This window comes from Puia sp. P3 (assembly GCF_050632245.1).
Lineage (GTDB): Bacteria > Bacteroidota > Bacteroidia > Chitinophagales > Chitinophagaceae > Puia.
On sequence record NZ_CP192583.1, the window covers coordinates 632009 to 650925 of the forward strand.

General features: G+C 57.2%; 16 protein-coding genes. 10 read left to right on the top strand and 6 right to left on the bottom strand.

The window, feature by feature from the left end:
- The first annotated feature begins 2 nt into the window (after positions 1-2).
- The 5 genes from ACQ86N_RS03685 (at position 3) to ACQ86N_RS03705 (ending at position 7947) form a co-directional block, all read left to right on the top strand.
- Positions 3-2804: a discoidin domain-containing protein gene (locus tag ACQ86N_RS03685; protein WP_431213997.1), complete on the top strand. Its 2802-nt coding sequence runs from the start codon at positions 3-5 to the stop codon at positions 2802-2804.
- 2 nt (positions 2805-2806) lie between these two features.
- On the top strand, positions 2807-4279 hold the full coding sequence (locus ACQ86N_RS03690; protein WP_431213998.1) for a sialate O-acetylesterase: 1473 nt from the start codon (positions 2807-2809) through the stop codon (positions 4277-4279).
- Complete coding sequence (locus ACQ86N_RS03695; RefSeq protein ID WP_431213999.1) at positions 4280-5407, top strand: hypothetical protein; 1128 nt, start codon at positions 4280-4282, stop codon at positions 5405-5407.
- 1248 nt (positions 5408-6655) lie between these two features.
- Positions 6656-6985: a hypothetical protein gene (locus ACQ86N_RS03700; protein WP_431214000.1), complete on the top strand. Its 330-nt coding sequence runs from the start codon at positions 6656-6658 to the stop codon at positions 6983-6985.
- The gene (locus tag ACQ86N_RS03705; RefSeq protein WP_431217974.1) at positions 6964-7947 is read left to right on the top strand and encodes a hypothetical protein; all 984 of its coding nucleotides are present in this window, start codon (positions 6964-6966) and stop codon (positions 7945-7947) included. Before ACQ86N_RS03700 ends, ACQ86N_RS03705 begins: the two co-directional genes overlap by 22 nt.
- Positions 7948-8105: 158 nt before the next feature.
- Here the strand turns inward: ACQ86N_RS03705 and ACQ86N_RS03710 are convergent, their stop codons facing one another.
- Positions 8106-8747, bottom strand: a complete 642-nt coding sequence (locus ACQ86N_RS03710; RefSeq protein WP_431214001.1) for a helix-turn-helix domain-containing protein — start codon at positions 8745-8747, stop codon at positions 8106-8108.
- Complete coding sequence (locus ACQ86N_RS03715; RefSeq protein WP_431214002.1) at positions 8681-9001, bottom strand: hypothetical protein; 321 nt, start codon at positions 8999-9001, stop codon at positions 8681-8683. Before ACQ86N_RS03715 ends, ACQ86N_RS03710 begins: the two co-directional genes overlap by 67 nt.
- Before the next feature lie 42 nt (positions 9002-9043).
- Here ACQ86N_RS03715 and ACQ86N_RS03720 point away from each other — a divergent pair, with 42 nt between their 5' ends.
- Positions 9044-9469, top strand: coding sequence for a DUF1810 domain-containing protein (locus ACQ86N_RS03720; RefSeq protein WP_431214003.1), 426 nt, complete (start codon positions 9044-9046; stop codon positions 9467-9469).
- A 150-nt stretch (positions 9470-9619) separates the two neighbouring features.
- On the opposite strand, the gene ACQ86N_RS03725 is transcribed toward ACQ86N_RS03720, so the two are convergent.
- Positions 9620-10036 carry a hypothetical protein gene (locus ACQ86N_RS03725; RefSeq protein ID WP_431214004.1) on the bottom strand — a complete coding sequence of 139 codons (417 nt, stop codon included), beginning with the start codon at positions 10034-10036 and terminating at the stop codon, positions 9620-9622.
- 977 nt (positions 10037-11013) lie between these two features.
- Between ACQ86N_RS03725 and ACQ86N_RS03730 the strand changes: the two genes are divergently transcribed.
- The gene (locus ACQ86N_RS03730; protein WP_431214005.1) at positions 11014-11145 is read left to right on the top strand and encodes a hypothetical protein; all 132 of its coding nucleotides are present in this window, start codon (positions 11014-11016) and stop codon (positions 11143-11145) included.
- The gene (locus ACQ86N_RS03735) at positions 11118-12947 is read left to right on the top strand and encodes a LamG-like jellyroll fold domain-containing protein (protein ID WP_431214006.1); all 1830 of its coding nucleotides are present in this window, start codon (positions 11118-11120) and stop codon (positions 12945-12947) included. The genes ACQ86N_RS03730 and ACQ86N_RS03735 overlap by 28 nt, the downstream gene beginning before the upstream one ends.
- Positions 12948-12950: 3 nt before the next feature.
- Here the strand turns inward: ACQ86N_RS03735 and ACQ86N_RS03740 are convergent, their stop codons facing one another.
- A complete protein-coding gene (locus tag ACQ86N_RS03740) occupies positions 12951-13460 on the bottom strand; it encodes a hypothetical protein (protein ID WP_431214007.1) in 510 nt (169 codons plus the stop codon).
- Positions 13461-13703: 243 nt separating this feature from the next.
- Between ACQ86N_RS03740 and ACQ86N_RS03745 the strand changes: the two genes are divergently transcribed.
- Both ACQ86N_RS03745 and ACQ86N_RS03750 read left to right on the top strand, forming a co-directional pair.
- Entirely contained in the window at positions 13704-15185 is a 1482-nt protein-coding gene (locus ACQ86N_RS03745) for an ABC transporter permease (RefSeq protein WP_431214008.1), read from the top strand.
- A gap of 32 nt (positions 15186-15217) precedes the next feature.
- On the top strand, positions 15218-16135 hold the full coding sequence (locus ACQ86N_RS03750) for an ABC transporter permease (RefSeq protein ID WP_431214009.1): 918 nt from the start codon (positions 15218-15220) through the stop codon (positions 16133-16135).
- Between the two features lie 446 nt (positions 16136-16581).
- Here the strand turns inward: ACQ86N_RS03750 and ACQ86N_RS03755 are convergent, their stop codons facing one another.
- On the bottom strand, positions 16582-17187 hold the full coding sequence (locus tag ACQ86N_RS03755) for an OmpA/MotB family protein (protein ID WP_431214010.1): 606 nt from the start codon (positions 17185-17187) through the stop codon (positions 16582-16584).
- Positions 17145-18902, bottom strand: coding sequence for a lipase maturation factor family protein (locus ACQ86N_RS03760; RefSeq protein WP_431214011.1), 1758 nt, complete (start codon positions 18900-18902; stop codon positions 17145-17147). Before ACQ86N_RS03760 ends, ACQ86N_RS03755 begins: the two co-directional genes overlap by 43 nt.
- Positions 18903-18917 lie beyond the last annotated feature (15 nt).

The following is an 18917-nucleotide window of genomic DNA, read 5'->3' on the forward strand; positions in this document are numbered from 1 at the left end:
GGGTGTGCTGCTGCTCTGGGCCACCGTTAGCGCTACAGCTCAAAAAAGTCGCTCTTTCGAACTGGCGGCTCAGGCCGGCGGATAGCACTATCGGGGGATGGATCCCCGCGGTGGTGCCGGGCTGCGTCTTTACCTCCTATGTTCAGGCGGGTATCGAGAAGGACCCCAACTATGCGGACAATATCTATAAGGTCGACAAGAGCAAATATGACCGGGACTTTGTTTACACGACGGAGTTTGCAACGCCCGCGATAACGCCGGGCCAGAAGGTTTGGTTGCGTTGTGACGGGATCAATAGGAGGGGAGAGTTATTTGTCAACGGCCACCGGCTCGGGCAGCTCGACGGATTTATGGACCGGGGTTGTTTTGACCTGACGGGTTTGCTGGCTTCGGCCGGGCGAAATACACTTGTGGTTGTCGTGGGGTGGCCCGGACGTCCAATCGCGAATCACGCGAGTCCTACCTATATATCGAGCGACAGCTGGGACTGGATGCCCTCCGTTCCGGGACTGTTGCAGGGTATCACCGGGGATATATATCTGGAAGTTACGGGTGGGGTTCGGATCGCCGATCCCCGGGTCAGGACTTCTCTTGGCGCCGATACTTCGGTGTCTGTTAGCCTTGGGCTGGATAACCATGGAGGCGCCTCCGACTCTGGCATCGTCACTTGTACGATCGAACCGGGGAATATCGTGGTGACGCAAAAGGTGCGGCTGCGGGCCGGGGAGCATACCGATATCGGATTTCGGACGGTTATTAAGAACCCGCGGCTGTGGTGGCCCAACGGGTACGGGGAACCGAATCTTTATACCTGTAAGGTGGCTTTTTCCGGCTCCGACAGCCGGGCGATCTCCTTTGGCATAAGAAAATATAGCTACGATACCCTCGGCGGTGTGCTTCATATTTCCGTCAACGGCCGTCGCATCTTCGTCCGGGGCGGCAACTGGGGCATGAGCGAGTATATGCTGCGTTGCCGGGGCGCCGAATACGACCTCAAGGTCAGGCTGCACCGCGAGATGAATCTCAACATGATCCGCAACTGGATCGGCAGCACGACCGACGAAGAGTTCTACGACGCCTGCGACAAATACGGCATCATGGTATGGGACGATTTCTGGCTCAACTCGCATCCCAATCTGCCGGACGACGTTGATGCGTTCAATCACAACGCCGTGGAGAAGATCAAACGCCTGCGCAACCACGCCTCTATCGCCGTCTGGTGCGGGGACAACGAAGGCTATCCGCTGCCGCCGCTGAACGGCTGGCTTCGCGAGGACATTACTACCTATGACGCCGGCGACCGGCTCTACCAGCCCAACTCGCATTCCGATGCCCTCACCGGCAGCGGGCCCTGGGCCAATTTTCACCCGACCTGGTATTTCACCAAATATCCCGGCGGCTTCGGCGGCAGTCCAGGCTGGGGTTTCAGGACCGAGATCGGTACCGCGGTATTCACTACCTACGAGAGTTTTAAAAAATTCATCCCGGATAGCTCGGCCTGGCCGATCAACGAGATGTGGAACAAACATTTCTTTGGTCCTTCCGCTGCCAACGCGGGACCCGACCGCTACGACGACGCCATCAACAAAGGCTATGGAGTCGCTACGGGCATCGAAGACTACTGCAAAAAGGCGCAGCTCGTCAACATCGAGACCAACAAGGCCCTCTACGAAGGCTGGCAGCACCATATCTGGGACGACGCCTCGGGTGTGATGACCTGGATGAGCCAGCCGGCCTATCCGAGTTTTGTCTGGCAGACCTATGACTACTACTACGACCTGACGGGCGCCTACTGGGGAGTGAAGAAGGCCTGCGAGCCGCTGCATATTCAGTGGAGCTATGCCGACAATTCCGTCAAGGTGGTGAATACTACGCCCACGGATCGCACGGGCCTCCGCGCCGAAGCGATCGTCTATGGCCCCGATGGCCGGGTCCTGCCCCGCTATGGAAAGAACGCCACCGTCAATGCTCCCGCTGATACGGCGGTGCGCTGTTTTGATATCAACTTTGCGACGGAGAACCTCGCTTATAAGAAGCCCGCCTTCGCCTCTTCCGGTGCACCCGAGGCGCCGGATGCCGCGGCTGTATCCGACGGCAGCAGCGGTTCGCGCTGGAGCAGCCGACACTCGGATTCGGAATGGGTCTATATCGATCTGGGGCAGCCAACGCAATTCTCCGCGGTGACCCTCAACTGGGAGGCCGCCTATGCGAGCGCATATAAATTGCAGGTCTCATCCGACGCCTCGCGATGGACGGATATCTATCGTACTTTGGAAGGCAGGGGTGGGGTTGAGCAGGTGCGGTTTGCCCCCGTGACCGCTCGCTATGTGCGGATGTTGGGCGTTAAAAGGGCGACCCATTTCGGCTATTCATTGTATGATATCGAAGTTTATAAGGGTGGAAGACCTGTCTTGCCCGATGTACATTTTATCCGACTTTTGCTGAAGGACGCGGAGGGCAGACTGGTATCGGATAATTTTTACTGGAGAAGCAATAAGTTGGGGGACTATACCGCCTTGAACAGCCTGGCGCCGGCGCGGCTGCGGGTTAGTTCCCGGATGGTGACGCGCGGTGACCGTGACGTCATCGTCGCAACAGTGAACAATCCCTCTTCGCCCGTAGCGTTTGCTGTTCGCGTTCAGGCGGTGCGGGCTGTCGATGGCGAGCGGCTGCTGCCGGCACTGATGAACGACAACTATTTTACCTTATTCAAGGGCGAGAGTAAGACCATCGAGATCGACTTCGATCCATCCCTGCTCAAAGGCGGCAGCTACAGACTGATCGTAGAACCCTATAATAAATAACTATGCGAATATTTTTTCTTTCATGCTCCCTGGTTATTACACATCTTGCCTTTGCCGGCATCCGTCTCGGCAGCGGGCTTCAGGACGGGATGGTCGTGCAGCAAAATAAGCCCATGACCGTTTGGGGCTGGAGCGATCCCGGTGCATCGGTGGCCATCCTGCCGGACTGGGCCGCCGGCGCGACGACCGTCGTCGCCGATGCTTCGGGATATTTTTCGGGCATCGTGGCGGTACCCGCCGTACGCGCGGGGGACTACGGTGCTCATGCGCTGACCGTCAGCAGCGGGGCTTCACAAATACGCCTTTCCGATATCCTCATCGGCGAGGTATGGCTTTGCAGCGGTCAGTCGAACATGCAGTTCGCGCTGCGCGAGGCGCTCGACTCCACTGCCGAGGTCGCCGCGGCCCGGCATCCGCATATTCGCCTGCTAGACGTCGCCCTCAATTTCAGCGCGGCGCCGATCGATAGTTTCAGAGGCAAATGGACCGAATGTACGCCAAAGACGGCGGCCAGGTTCAGCGCCGTAGGTTATTTCTTCGGCCGCCGTCTCCAGCAGGCCCTCGACCTTCCCGTCGGCCTCGTCTTCTCCGGCATCGGCGCCTCCGCGGCCCAGGCCTATGTACCGCAGGACGTGCTGGCGGGCGATACGATGCTCGACAGGCTATACCTCGAACCGTATCTGAATAGTTCCCGGTCAAAAGAGATCGTCAACGGCGGTTTCTCCTTCGAAAAGGTCACGCGGCCGTATCTGTTGTATAACGCCATCATCTATCCGCTGCGGCGCATGTCCATAAGGGGGATTTGCTGGTACCAGGGCGAGGCCAACCGGCTGGAGCGGCACCCGTATACGCATTTGACACAAACCATGATCGCCAGCTGGCGCCGCCTCTTTGGACAGGGCGAGCTACCTTTTTATTATGTGGAGGTCGCGCCCTTCTTCTGGGATAACAAAGACTCCACGCTGGCGGACTATGCCTTCTTCCGCGAGGCGCAGCGCAGGATCTCGGAGCTCGGCAATACGGCAATGGTTTCCACCGTCGACGTCGGTGAGGCAAAAAATCTGCATCCGCACAACAAGAAGCCCATCGGCATCCGCCTTGCTCAAACCGCGCTGAACCGCACCTATGGACGGCTCGATACGCCCTGCTGCGGACCGCGCTACCAGCACCTCGAAATAAAGGGGCGTAAGGTCACGGTCTTCTTCGAACCAGGGACGGCTGATGGCCTGCATACGGACGGTGGCTCGGAACCGCGCGATTTTGTGGTGGCGGGCGCCGACCAGCGCTGGTATCCGGCGAGGGCAAGCATCGAAGGGGATAGGATAGTGATTTGGTCGGACGAGGTGAAGAAGCCCGTGGCGATTCGATATGCTTTTACCAATGCCGCGGTGACTGACCTGCGAAATGCCGCCGGATGGCCCGTGCCGCTGTTCAGAACCGACGCCTGGCCCGAACCGCCGATAAAAACGAAGTAAATGAAAAGATTACTCACGCTTCCGCTGCTGCTGGCTTCCCTTATCGGCGCCTCTCAGACCGGCGCCTCTCAGACCGCCTACTTCATCGACGGCTACCACGGCGGGATCTACGGCCATCTTCCCTCCCGGCAAACAAAGTTCATGGTCGAACAACTCGCGGCGCATCCCGACTGGAAGATCAACCTCGAACTCGAGCCCGAGTCCTGGGATTCCATTGAAAAATCCGATCCCGTCAACTACGCCGCCTTCCAGCGGCTGATCGCCGACCAGAGCGCCGGCGGCCGTATCGAGTACGTCAACCCCGCCTACGGGCAGAGCTATCTCTACAATATTTCGGGCGAGAGCATCATCCGGCAGTTCGACTACGGCATGAAAAAGTTGCGACGGCATTTTCCAGGAATAGTTTTTAGCACCTATTCCTCGGAGGAGCCCTGCTTTACGAGCGCCCTGCCGCAGATCCTGCGTTCCTATGGTTTCCGGTACGCCTCGCTGAAGAATCCCAACACCTGCTGGGGTGGGTATACGCGGGCTTTTGGCGGCGAGCTCGTCAACTGGATCGGCCCCGACGGGAGCTCGGTCCTTACTTCGCCGCGATCCGCGGTGGAGGCGCTCAAGCCCCGGTCGATATGGGAGACCATCGCCTCTTCCAACAGCGAGGAATATGTAAAAGCGGCCTTCGCGGCGGGTATCAGCCATCCGGTCGGCATGTGCTTGCAGGACGCGGGCTGGTCTTTTGGTCCCTGGCTGAGGGGACACGGATATGCTCCGACAAAGTACGAGACCTGGAGGGGCTATTTCGCAAAATGTTCTTCACAGCCTGCAGACTGGCATTTCTCGCAGGAAGACGTATTGGTAGGATTGATGTGGGGTTCCCAGTGTTTTACAGCGTATAGCCCGAAGCGTAAGACATTCGGAGAACTTATTGATTCAGGCCGAGAAAATGGCCGCCATGGCGGGTATCTGGAACGGGGCTCCCCGGCCATCGGTATCGCTCGACGAAGCCTGGCGAACCCTGCTGCTGTCTCAGCACCACGACTGCTGGATAGTACCCTACAACGGCAAGCCCGGCGACACCTGGGCCGACAAGGTTCAGCGCTGGACCGCAGGCACCGACGCGCGCGCCGATAGCATCATCAGGTCATCAGCCGGGTACGGCTCGGGCTGGGTTCGAGTGTACAACACTACCGGTGTGGCGCGTAAGGAATGGGTCAGCTATGACGGACACCGCTTCCCCGCCGATGTGCCTCCCATGGGGTATACTAGCTACAGAGCCGATGCTCTTCGATCCGATGCCGCTCGCGTCTCCCGTAACCCCAACGGAACCGTTACGATAAGATCCGACCTCCACACGATCGTGCTGGACCCCTCGAAAGGCGGGACCATCACCAGCTGGATCTTCGACGGACATGAATTGGTCGAACCAGGCAAGGGCCTCGGCGAACTACGCGGCAATTTTTACAACGACGGAGGCTTCCGCAGCAGCACCGAGGCCCATGCGGACATAAACACAGATCCCGACGGCTCCGTCACCGTCAGCGGCAAAATCGCGGGCCATCCGTTTACACAGAAGATAATAGTCCGCCCGGGCGAGCCCCGCGTCGACTTTCACCTGCGCATCGACTGGAAATCCAGCCCCGCCATCGGCGAATATGCCGACAACCCCAAAGACCAGGAAGTACGGAAAGCCTACTACGACGACCGGTACAAGTTGCTGGCGCTGTTTCCCGTGAATCTGGGCCCTGCAAAGATCTATAAAAATGCCCCCTTCGACGTGACGGAAAGCCGCCTGAGCAGCAGCTTTTACAATCGCTGGGACAGTATCAAGAACAACGTGATCCTCGACTGGGCGGACCTTGAAGGGCCCGCCACCGGTCTTCGCGCTCTTCACCGACCACACCACCAGCTATGCCCACGGCGACAGCATCCCCCTCGGGCTAACGGTTCAATATTCCGGCAACGGCATCTTCTACCGGAACTATACCCTCGACGGTCCGACCGAGCTCAACTATGCCCTGCTGCCCTCCATACCGGCCGCTGGGACTCGGCGAGACTCTGGACCGCAGCGACAAAATGGAAGGAGCCGCTGATCGTGACGGAGGCCGGCGAAGGAGGCTCACGATCGCTGCTGCGCCCCGACCCGGGTATAGAGGTCGAGCCCGTGCAACGACAGACCGACGGATTACTCGTCCGACTTTTCAACGCCGAATCCTCCCAACGCGAGACGGTACTGCGCCTGGGCTTTCTTCCACGGGTGGCCGAAGAGATCGAACTCGACGGGCGAAAGATAAAGGAACTAAAAATCCACCGCGACCGACACGGCGCCTGGGTCCGGCCTCGAACTACCTCATTTTGGAATCAGAACAATAAAATTTGAACATGAATAAGTCCACGATCTTTTTCCTTGCGGCAACTTTGTCCTGTTGCCTGACATCCGCCCAACCCCAGACCGCTGTTAACGCTCGCGGGTCCCAGCCGATCACCCCCTTCCAGACCGGCGACCGCGTCGTCTTCGTCGGCAACAGCATCACCGAAGCGGGCTACTACGAGTCCTATATCTGGCTTTACTATATGCTCCACTATCCAGGCCGCCGGATCACGGTATACAATGCCGGCATCGGCGGCGACCGTGCGAAAATATCAATGCCCGCCTCGACGACGACGTCTTCGCAAAGAAGCCGACCATCATCTGCCTCACCTTCGGCATGAACGACACCGGCTATTTTGAATTTCTCCAGGCCAACGCCGACTCGACCGCGAAAGCGCGTATCCGCGAAAGTCATCTCTACTTTGACAGTATCCGCGCGCGCCTTAAAGCCTACACGCCGGCGAAAAAGATCATGATCAGCAGCTCCCTCTACGACGAGACCGTCAAAAATCCAAAGAACTATTTCCCCGGCAAGAGCCGCGCGATGCAGCAGATCGCGGCCTTCCAGCAGGAGGCGGCCAAACAGGAGGGCTGGGGCTTTGTCGACTTCCTCAATCCAATGACCGAGATCACGCTTCGCCAGCAGCAGAAGGATACGGCCTTTACGCTGACGGGCTCCGACCGCATTCACCCCGGCAACGCGGGTCATTTTGTCATGGCCTGGCTCTTCCTCAAACAGCAGGGCATGTCGGGCAAGGCCGTGGCCGAGATCGCCGTCGACGCCAGGACAGCAAAGGTTCTGCAATCCGACAATTGCAAGCTGTCGAACCTTACGACCAAACGCAACCAACTAAGCTTCGACTATCTCGCTGCCTCCCTTCCCTTTCCCCAGGACAGTCTCCCCCGGCTTTGGGAGAACCCCCACCGCCAGACAGAGGCGCTCGACGTCATCCCCTTCAATGAAGGGATGAACAGGGAAATGCTCACCGTCAAAGGACTTGGCAGTAACAATTACAACGTCCTCATGGACGGTCACGCCATCGGCTCCTGGACCGGCGAACAACTGTCTTCCGGCATCAACCTCGCGTTGGTGCAGACAACCCCCGAATACGAGCAGGCCATGTCCATACTCTGGCTCAACGAAAGAAGGATGGAACTCGAGTCCAAACTCCGCGCGTACTACTGGCTCCAGTTCGACTATTTCCAGGACCGCGGAATGAAATACAACGACGACGCCCGCGCCATGGACTCGGTCCTCGTCAAAGCAAAAGACCGACTGGGCCGTCGCCTCCAAACGAGATAACTACCGCGCCGCGCGCTACCCCGCCGTCCGCGCCTCCTGGCAGAAGGAAATGGACGGCATCGTCGACGAGATCTATCGCCTCGCCCAGCCGAAAACACATACAATTACAGTGAAGGCTCAATAACTATCCTCGGGGGCGGCGGATCCCGCCGTCCCCTTTAAAAAAACCTCCTCTCCCTCACATTCCCATGCCGGGCCCGAAATTCCTTCGGGGTCAGGTCCTTCTCCCTTTTAAAAGTCCGGTTGAAATTCGAGATATTGGTAAAGCCGCAGGACGCGGCGATTTCGGTAATGGGGTCCTTGGTATCGATCAGCATACGTACAGCGTGTCCGAGGCGTATCTCGTTGAGGAAATCGACAAAATTGACACCCGTTTTGGCCTTAAAAAACCGGCTAAAAGCCGTCTCCGCCATACCCACCAGCTCCGCCGCCTCCGCCAGCCGCACCGGCCGGTCGAAATTGGCGTTCATGAAGTCGATGAGCTTTTCCATCCGCACGCTGTCCATATAGATATAGTCGGCATTGTAGATCTTGTCGCCGGAGAGACAGCGCGCACCCTCGTCCTTCGCCAGCTCGTTGAGGATGGACATCAGTTCGATCACCGAGTCGAAACCGCTCTGGTTCTCGAGGTCCCGGAAACGCGGCGCCAGCCGCCGGATGGTCTCCGTAGAGAAGAGGATGCCCTTGAGGGATTGCTCGAAAAGGCCGCGGATCGAGCTTAGCTGGGTCCTTTTCAGGAAGATTTCATGAAAAAGGTCGCGGTGGAACTGGATCGTGATCTCAAAAACTCCGTTTTGCACTTGTGCGTAAACCAGGCGTGGGGAATATTGGGGCCGATCAGCACCAGTTCCCAGTCCTCGATCTCCTCGACGCTGTCGCCGACGATCCGTTTGACGCCTTTGGCGTTCTCGATAAAGTTCAGTTCGTATTCTTCGTGGTAGTGGACGGGGAAGTCAAACTCCGTTTTTGACCGGGCAAAGACGGAGAAACAGTCGGCCTTTTTCAGGGGCGGCGACTCTTTAAGTATGGACTTGGACGACATAGGCTGCCCCAAGGTAATATAATTTTCTACCTTTGTTAGGAGAAATTCCCCCATATGGTTAACCAGCTAAACCGCTTTCTCACCGCGCAGGAGCAGGACTACGACCAGGCCCTCTCGGAGATTCGCAGCGGGAGAAAGAGAACACACTGGATCTGGTATATTTTCCCGCAGATACAGGGGCTGGGATTCAGTACCAATGCCGTCTACTACTCCATCACGGATCTCCAGGAGGCAGCCGCCTTCCTCAAACATCCGGTCCTCGGCCGCAGACTCGTCGAGATCTCCCGGGCCCTCCTTGCTTTGTCCTCCAGCAACCCCACACAGGTCATGGGCAGTCCTGACGATATCAAACTGCGCTCGAGTATGACGCTGTTCTCGCTGGTACCGGGAACGGACCCCGTTTTTGGCGAGGTGCTGGAGAAATTCTTCGGCGGGGTGAAGGATGACCGGACCGTGGCGATCGTGTCCACCAAAAGGTGAACCACCCTCCGGCCTCGCGTGAACTGTCACACTCCAGCCGGCGTGAACCGCGGCCACCCTCCGGCCCCCGCGTGAACCAGCGCGGGACCCGGCCCCGCTTGAACCGTCCGTGAACCGTCACACTCCAGCCGGCGTGAACCAGGGTCCCCCTTAATTCAACCCCACCGTCAACTCCAAATGCTGCCGCTCCGTATCATTAAACAAAATCCATTTATCTCTCTTCCTCACATACGTATTTGGCGAGATCTCGATGTGGTCCTCCTTTGACGCCTCATACATTTTCCCCGAGAACGGCCGCATCAGCCGAAAACTAAATATGCTCCGGTAGTCCGCAAAGTACAGCGTATTCTTCGCCGGCAGCGTCACCGCCACCAGGTCCGTCTTCAGCATCGCCGCCGCCCGCCGCCAAAAATCATCCACCAGCATCACCGACGAATCGAGGTGGTTGCCCATCCGCACCCGGTAAAAAGGCTCCGCCTCGGGAATCGAGGAGGAAAAATCCATCCTTTCGATATTGATCCTGCCGTCTGTCCTTGCCAGAAGGTTGCGCGCGAGACAGCGCGGCAAGATCCTGATTGGTGATTCCAAACTTCTTGCACTGATTGGGGCCGATCATCTCATAACTCCCGCCAATGTCCAGGCCATAGGCGACGACAATACCCTCCGCGAGCTCCCGGGTAATAATGGGATTGGACGTGAATCGTGACGCCAGCAGTCTGCTATCGTCCACAGCCCTGATCATCGGAAAAATACTTTTGCCTACGGTGATACTCTGGCGGTTCCTTAAATAGTCGTCGGTTGTCTGGTCGAGCGGAGAACGTGAATTTGTGGTTGAATTCTTTCGGAGGAAGCTAAAGAAGCCCATGCGGGAATTAGTTTTTTTAGGTTTGGATTAGAGGTCACACCACACAATATAGAACGACCGTTTTCAAATTTTGCACTGCATAAACAATTTAACCTCCGCCAGAAGACATTCGGATCAACACACAATAAAAAAATCGCGACCCCCACAATAAGGCGTCGCGATGTTAAAGACCAAATTAATCACTGTGTGCACCCCCTTCTATGGGAAGGCGGGCAGATCGGTGTCGTGCCCACGTTTATTCGACCGCTGGGACAGAAAGTATTCTCTTGCTTTTCTCAGTCCAATCTCAATCGCGCGGGCTTCGTCTACACCATTCATCAACAGATTGTTTGCAATTTCCACAGCCTTCTGCCGCAGCCGCACGGGCTGGTGCCGGTAAGAGGGGGGTAATTGCCATTGTGCCGGGGCATAACCATTTCCTTTTTACAGTCACCATATAAAATATCGTGCCATTCGGCGGTTTCCGAGCTCCCATCGGGAACTGGAACAATAATTGCACCTAACGTCTATACTCAGCCCAGACCCGGGCTGATCCTTTACAACTTCCTGTCTTGTTTTCCCCATGCGCCGCAGAACAGTCTTCTGCGGGCATTGCCTTTTGCGTCGCATACTAATCCGCTACCTTGGTCTAATGCTCTGATTCAGCACTAACTATGTATTTATTGGAAAATTAATGCTCATGAAAATAGTCTTTACCTGCCTGTTTTGGACCGTCCTCTTTGTTCTCTCCGGCACCAGCCTTTCTGCACAGAACAACGCCATGAACATCCCCAGCGGCATGCGGTGGACTGCGGAAATAATTCCGCACTGAACGCCAATAATATTAAAACCCTCGAATGCTGGATCAAATTCGGCAACCTCACCAATGACCAGGAGATCATGAGCCGCAGTATCGCCGGCCAGGGGATCGAGTTCCTCGTGTATGCCAACAATCTGGCCATGTATGTCATGAAGGATGGCAGTAACTACGCCTTTACCAGCTATCCCATGACCAATTTCGTCACCGGCGTATGGTATCATATCGCGGCCTCCTGGGATGGCGCCAGCGGGACGACCCTCGCGATCTATGTCAATGGCGTCAAGGTCAGCGGCGTCCCCACCTCCGCCGGCAGTCTGGCCACCGGCCCCACCACTCCCACGGGTACCTTCAAGATAGGCGACTGGTCCGACCCTACCCACCGCTACCTGATCGGCACCGTCGACGAGGCGAGGGTATGGAGCACGCAAAGGACCGCCGCCCAGATAAAGGCAGGTATGTATGGCACCGTACCCGGTACCTCCTCCGGCCTCATCGCCTACTACAACTTCAACGAAGCGAGCGGCGCCGCCGTCAGCGCCACGGGCGTAACCGCACTCAACGGTACGCTCAACGGCACCGCCGCGAGGGTCACCTCGCCCGTTCAGTTCTCACAGAATATGGTAAATTTTGATGGGGTCGACGATGTTGCCGTAGCTCCTGCGAACAGCGCCTATGACCTTAGTTCGGGCACTGTAGAGCTGTGGGCACAGCCGACCGCGATCAACACCGTGCACCAGACCGTTTTCGGGGTTCGGGGTGCCGGCGGATCACGCTACAGCTTCCACCTGGACAACGCACACGTTGGGATGTGGAACTCCGGCGGATACCTCACACTCAACTATGCATTTACCAACAATACCCGGTACCATCTCAATTTCGTTATGTCGTCCACCAATACGGAAGTCTATGTCAACGGCACCGACATCGGCGGCATACCGCAGGGGCCGGGCACAGCCACCGGACAGGCGCTGCGCATCGGAGGCACGGAGACGGCCGGTGAAAACTTTACCGGAAATATCGAAGAGGTCCGTCTCTGGAATTTCCAGATGACTCCCACCCAGGTCACCACCTATATGAACACCAGTCTCACCGGCGCCGAAGCCGGTCTGATAGCCTGGTATCCTTTCAACGAAGGCAGCCCCGGCGCCGCCAACAGCGGCCTGACTTACGCCATCGACTATTCGCCGACCAGCAACCATGCAGTGCTGAACAATTTTGCCCTGACCGGCGCTACCTCCAACTACTCCCTGGCCACGATAGGGACGCTGCCGGTAACATACAGCTATTTCAAAGGCGCGCCGTCCGGGGACAACGTTCTGTTGACCTGGCAGACGGCCCAGGAGCAAAACAGCAGCAATTTCGTCGTCGAACGCAGCACCGACAATCAGAATTATACCGAGTTGGGCACCATTGCGGCATCGGGTAATTCGGCCGCGCCGGTCAACTACAGCTACACCGACAATTCTCCCGTTACAGGCAGCAACTACTATCGTCTGCGGGAAGTGGACCTGGACGGGAAATCGATGTATTCATCGACCGTACAGATCAATATGATGACCGGCTCCGGCAGGGCCCTGCGGACATATCCCAATCCTGCCAGGGAGACGATCAACTACATAGTCAGCGGTCTCAAAGGCGAAGGACAGGTGATGATAACCGACCTCTTCGGACGGCTGATGTTGTCCCGCGGCGTGAGCCTCGATTCCGGCACCAATTCTCTGCAGACAGGAAGCCTGCCCGCCGGCAGCTATCTGCTCAGGGTGGTCCCGGCAACAGGCAGCCCGGTCGTCACGCAATTCCAGATAGTAAAATAGTGCTTACTTCTTCCAGGGTACGTAGAAGTCGCCGTTAGTAACCGTCTTTTTCGGCGAAGACGGATCGCCGTTGAGGTAAAAATCGCCGCTGAAACTGCCTCTGACGGCAGTAGAATCGATAGAGCTGATGGTCAGTTTCATGTGGGTGCCACCGGTCATTATCGAACTTCCGCTGACGTACGTCACGCTGATGGAGGGATTATAGTTGCCTCCGATCGCGTATTTGGACGAGGTATCGCCATAGGTGCCCACTACGAGGTTTTGTCCGGCATAAAAGGAATTCCAACTGACGGCCATCACCTGCGGGTTACTCTGGTTGCCGGCAAAGCCTTCGAAAGCGATCATTGACACACCGGCGTTCGAGACCTTTACGGCAAGTGGAGAGGTGTTGAAACTTTGGGATTGTCCGTCGATGGTGGCGGTAAAATGGTAGTCGGAAGAAGAGCCGCCACTCTTTTTACAGGCCGCAAATACACACAAGGAGAGCACGCAGAAAAAACTGAGCTTTTTCAAGATCATTGGTTTAGGGGTTTTGTCAAAAATAAACTTCTTCCCTTACCGTATCGGGAAGACTGTATAGACGTGTCGAAAAAGCGCACAGTCGTGTTACTTCGGGGGATAGACGTGTCCGAAAGCGGACAAAAAATGTACGATAATGAACCCTCAGACACCCCGGGGCCATGGCGACGGTCTGGCTTTCAGTAGTTTGTAAGGTGGCACCGGGATTGGAGCGGATAATTATCCAAAACTTCTCCCATGCTCAGAGACTACTTCAGGATCGCCTGGCGCAACCTGCTGAAGAACCGGACCTCTTCGTTCATCAATATCAGCGGACTTGCGGTAGGCATCGCCGTCGCCATACTCACCGGCCTCTGGCTGTATGACGAGTTCTCCTTCAATACGTATCACGACAACTACGATCGTATTGCCAAAGTCGAGCTGAAAGGCGTCGGCCCCCACGGCCCCTATATGAGCCCGTCGCTTTCTTATCCCCTGGTCCTGGAGCTCCAGGAAAAGTACAAAGAGGAATTCCGCCGCATGGTACTGGTTTCCTGGACCTCTGGTAAGGTCCTGTCCTCGGGTGATAAGCAGCTGTCCTGTGACGGTCAGTACATGGGCAGTGAAGCGCCCGATCTGTTCGGTCTGAAAATGGTATGGGGCAGCCGGGCTGGACTGGCGGATCTACACTCCATATTATTAGCCCGCAGCGTGGCCAGGTCATTGTTTGGAGACTCGGACCCCACGGGTAAGATCATAAAATTGCAGGACGAGAGCGTAAAAGTCACGGGAGTATACGAGGACCTGCCGCTGAATACCGACCTCAGCAAGACCAAATTTATATCGCCGTTCGGCCTATGGCTCAGCAAGAATGACTGGACCCAAAAGACGAATACCGAATGGTTCAATCACTATATGCGGATGTTCGTTGAAGTTAGGTCCTCATCGGACTTTGCCTCCGTCGATCGCCGGATAAAGAATATCGTGATGGACAATATCCGGGATGCTACAGACGCCAATACGGTCGGCGAACGCAACACCAAGCCCGAAGTGGTGCTCTATCCCATGCCCAAATGGCATCTGGACGCGGCAGACCAGCGCCGACATGATTCTGATATCGCCCCAGGTCGTCTGGTCTGGCTTGTCGGGCTCATCGGCGCCTTTGTCCTGATCCTCGCCTGCATCAATTTCATGAATCTCTCCACGGCCCGCAGCGAGCGGCGGGCGCGGGAAGTCGGCATCCGCAAGGCGGTAGGCTCACTGCGCATCCAGCTGATCACCCAGTTCTTCGGCGAATCGGTGCTCATGGTCGCTGTAGCTTTTGCGGTTGCACTGGCGCTGACCTCGGCGACCCTGGGCTGGTTCAATCAGCTGGCGGCAAAACAAATGACCATTCCCTGGGCCAGCCCCTGGTTCTGGATGGTCAGTCTGCTCTTTATTCTTATTACCGGTGTCATCGCCGGCAGCTATCCCGCCCTGTATCTATCCTCCTTCCGGCCCGTAGTGGCGTTGAAAGGAAATGTCCGCCTGGGCCGCGATTCAGTAATGCCGAGGAAGGTGCTGGTCGTCCTGCAATTCACCATCTCCGTTGCGCTGATCAACTGTACCATCATCATCCTGCAGCAGGTGCAGCACGCCAAAGACAGGCCGGTTGGCTATGACCGCGAGGGGTTGCTCACCATGGAAATGCGCAGCGGCGAGTTCTATACCAAAAAGACCTTATCCGCAGCCAGCTGCTGAAGACCGGCGTCGTCGAAGAGGCCGCGCAGTCGATGGGTAAAGTGACGGAGCTGGCTTCCAACAACGGCGGGTTCTCGTGGGCTGGCTACGACCCCGATAAAGAACAGAACTACGGCACCATCGCCGTCTCTCCGGAATATGGAAAGACAGTAGGGTGGCAGTTTGTGCAGGGGCGTGATTTCCGCCGGGACTCGCAGCTGGACTCGTCGGGTATGATCATCAATGAATCGGCGCTGAAGTCGATGGGCCTGAAAGATCCTATCGGCACCGACGTCACCTGGACCTGGTGGATGGACAAGACACAGGTCATGCACTATAAGATAATCGGCGTGATTAAGGATATGGTCGTGGAGTCGCCCTACGCGCCTACAACAGCAACGGTGTACTACCAGAAGGGCCACAACGGCGGCTATAGCAATATGGAGATAAAGGTTCGTCCCGGCGTCGCCATGAGCCAGGCCCTGCCGAAGATCGCCGCCGTCATGAAAGAGTTGGTACCCTCAGCCCCGTTTGATTATAGGTTTGTCGACGAAGACTATGCAAAAAAATTCGCGCTGGAGGATCGAATGAGCAAACTGGCCGGCTTCTTCGCGGCCCTGGCGATCTTCATCTCCTGTCTCGGGCTCTTCGGCCTGGCGTCGTTCACGGCCGAACAACGCACCCGCGAAGTGGGCATCCGTAAAGTGCTCGGCGCCTCCGTCGTGGGCGTCTGGAGACTATTGTCCTCCGAGTTCGTGATCCTCGTGGGCCTCTCCCTGCTGATCGCCATGCCCGCCGCCTGGTATATCATGGGCCGCTGGCTGACGAGCTACAACTACCGTATATCGATCTCTGTTTGGGTCTTCGTCGCCTCCGGCGCGGGCGCGCTGCTCATCAGTCTGGTCACCGTCAGCTGGCAGGCCATTAAGGCGGCTGTCGCCAATCCTGTGAAGAGTTTGAGGACGGAGTAGGGAGGCTCCCGCCGGTGATGTCGAATCCTTCTTCGTCGTGTCCGCGCGTGGCGCCGCGGAATCTTTTGGTACCGTCGCGCTGTCCACTTTTACCGCGGGGACAGCCGCACTGTCAACGTGAACCGTCGCTGAGTCCGCGTGAACCGCCGCTGAGTCCGCGTGAACCGCCGCCGAATCGGCGTGAACCACTGCTGTATCCTTCGGAGACGCCACAACCGTATCCTTAGCCACCGTCACTACCGAATCCTTCGGGGCCGGCACCGCCGCAGCAGGCTTCGCAACCACCACTGGCACCTCCTCATCCTCCTGGCCTTTCTTCCTCTCCAGCAGGCGCAACAACTGCTCCGTCGGCGGAACGATCACCGCCCTCACCCGACGGTTGGCCGCCCGCCCTTCGGGCGTCTCATTCGGCGCCACCACCACATATTCACCATGCCCCGAAGCCGTCAGCCGGCGGGGGAAATATTATAGTCGTTCTGCAACGACCGCACGATAGCGGTCGCGCGTTTGACACTGAGGTCCCAATTGTCGAGCAATATGTCCTGGGGATAGGCGATACTATCGGTATTCCCTTCAACGATACAGCTGACCTCGGGATGGTCGTTCAGCACCCGCGCCAGCCGGCCCACGGCCTGTTTGGCCTTTTCTCCAAAGACATAGCTGTTGCTGTCGCTGCTGAACAGCAGCTTGTCGGAAAAGTCGACATTGACAAGGCCGCGCAGCACTCTTATATGGACATCCTCGCCAAGGCTGCCCATAGCCGCCTTCAGCTCGATCAGCACCGCCAGATTTGTCGAATCGCGCCGCGAGACCGCCATTTGCAAGGTCTGGAGATAGTCGTCCTTGGAGTTGATATTGTCGATCGACTTCTTTATACTTTCGGCTTGTGCGCTGGAGATCGCGGAGAGGGACTGCAGCTGCTTTTTCAGCTGCGCATTGTTCTCCTGCGTGACGGTCAGCATCAGATCCTGATCGCTCATTTTGGTCTGGATATCGATCTTTTGTTTCTTCAGCTGAGCGTTGTCGTCCTGGCAGGCCTTGAGGGTGCGCATCGACCAGGTGTACAGGGTGTCGTACTTATCGGCCTCTTTCTGCGCAGCCTTATACTGGCTGGAGCTGACGCAACCGACGAAAAAGGGTACTGTGAACAATAGGGTAAACAGACTGGGATGGACAGATCGCATATTGACGGTTTAAGATACGGGTCAAAGATAATAATATTCGCCGATCCGACCGATCCGGGGAGACACCCCTCCACTCCGACCGATCCGGACAGCCACTCCTCCACATTCAGTATCTCGCGCAGCTTCGGATTGTCGGTCGACATCGGCGGTATCCACGGGTTCCCCACCTGCTCGCGCCGCCACCAGTGCCCCGACCTGACAAAACTATAGCGGTAGAGGATTGCCCTTATATACCTGGGCGGCCTGTCAGGAAAAGGGTTGCCCGCGAACAGCCGCAGCGCCCCCGGGTCGTTGTGCAGCAGTTTCCAGACGAGGTGATAAGTCCAGGCGTATTCCTCGGGAGTGGCCATGGCCGCAAACCACATCTGCCAGTCCAGCCGCAGATGATACGGCGCGATCTGCGGTGGACGCTTGTCAGGGTCGGCCGGCAGTCCCTTATAGGGATAGGGTTTCCATACACCGGTCGTGTCATCCGCCCCCTCAAACACCACGTTCAGCCGTTCCCTTCCCACCGACCCAAAAGCTCCATAAGTATTCACCAGGTCCAGCGGGTCGTACGACGTATTCATTATCTGACGTGAAGAGAGAATATTCAGCGCCGGCTCGACGCTCAGCAGGACGACGATGACGGTAACGCTCCAGATGACGGCACCCGCGTCCCGTCCGGGTTCGGCGGCACGCGCCTGAGCCTGCTCCGCCATGCGAACGAGACGCCGGGGCAATACGCGGGCCCACCAGCCGTCGTCAAAACACGCGAGTGCCGGGACGATGGTGAGCCAGTTTAAAAAGGAGAGGTTGCCGCTGAGGATAAGGATCACCTGCAGCAGTATGATCACGCATCCCGCGATATGACGCCCGATCCGCGGCCAGAAAACGAACCATGGCGCGACCAGCTCAGCCAGCCAGTTGAACCACACGCCGACTTGCAGCGTCCACCTCGGCAGGAAATGAAACCAGCGGCTGAAAGGCCCGGGCATCGGCTGGGTCTCGAAATGATAATAGAGCGCCGTCCGGTTGGTCCACGTCTCGTCGCCCCTCAGCTTGATCATCCCCGAGCCGACCATGATCCGAAAGATCAGCCAGCGGAAGAGTATGATTATCTGCAGTGGCGGAGGCATCCGCGGAAACGGCCGCGGGTCAAGCAGCGGACAAAGAAAAATGGCGAGAAAGCCGGTCTCCAGCAGCTGGATCTCCCAGCCGTATCCATACCAGTCCTGTCCCACGTGGACAATGGACATGTACAGGAACCATAGTACCGTCATGACCAGCGCGTTTGCGTAACCGGCAAGTAATATACAGGAAAGTATCAGGCCCACCCAGGCCGTCGTCAGAAGGGCCGTATCGGAATGTACCAGCCAGAACAGCGACGGCAACCGTCTAAAACCCGCGCCGGCAGACCCCAGCGTCCCGCTCACCCGGCGTAGAAAAGTTCCGACAGGCAGCAACCCATCGGAACCTATCAGGGGAATGATCTGGTTGATCGCCGCAAGAAAGGCGACCGCATACACCAGTCCCAATAGCCGGAGAATAACGAATCTTGTTAGCCAGTAGGTAGGCTGACCGCCCTCAGTACCGTAGACCATAACAATTAAGTCTAC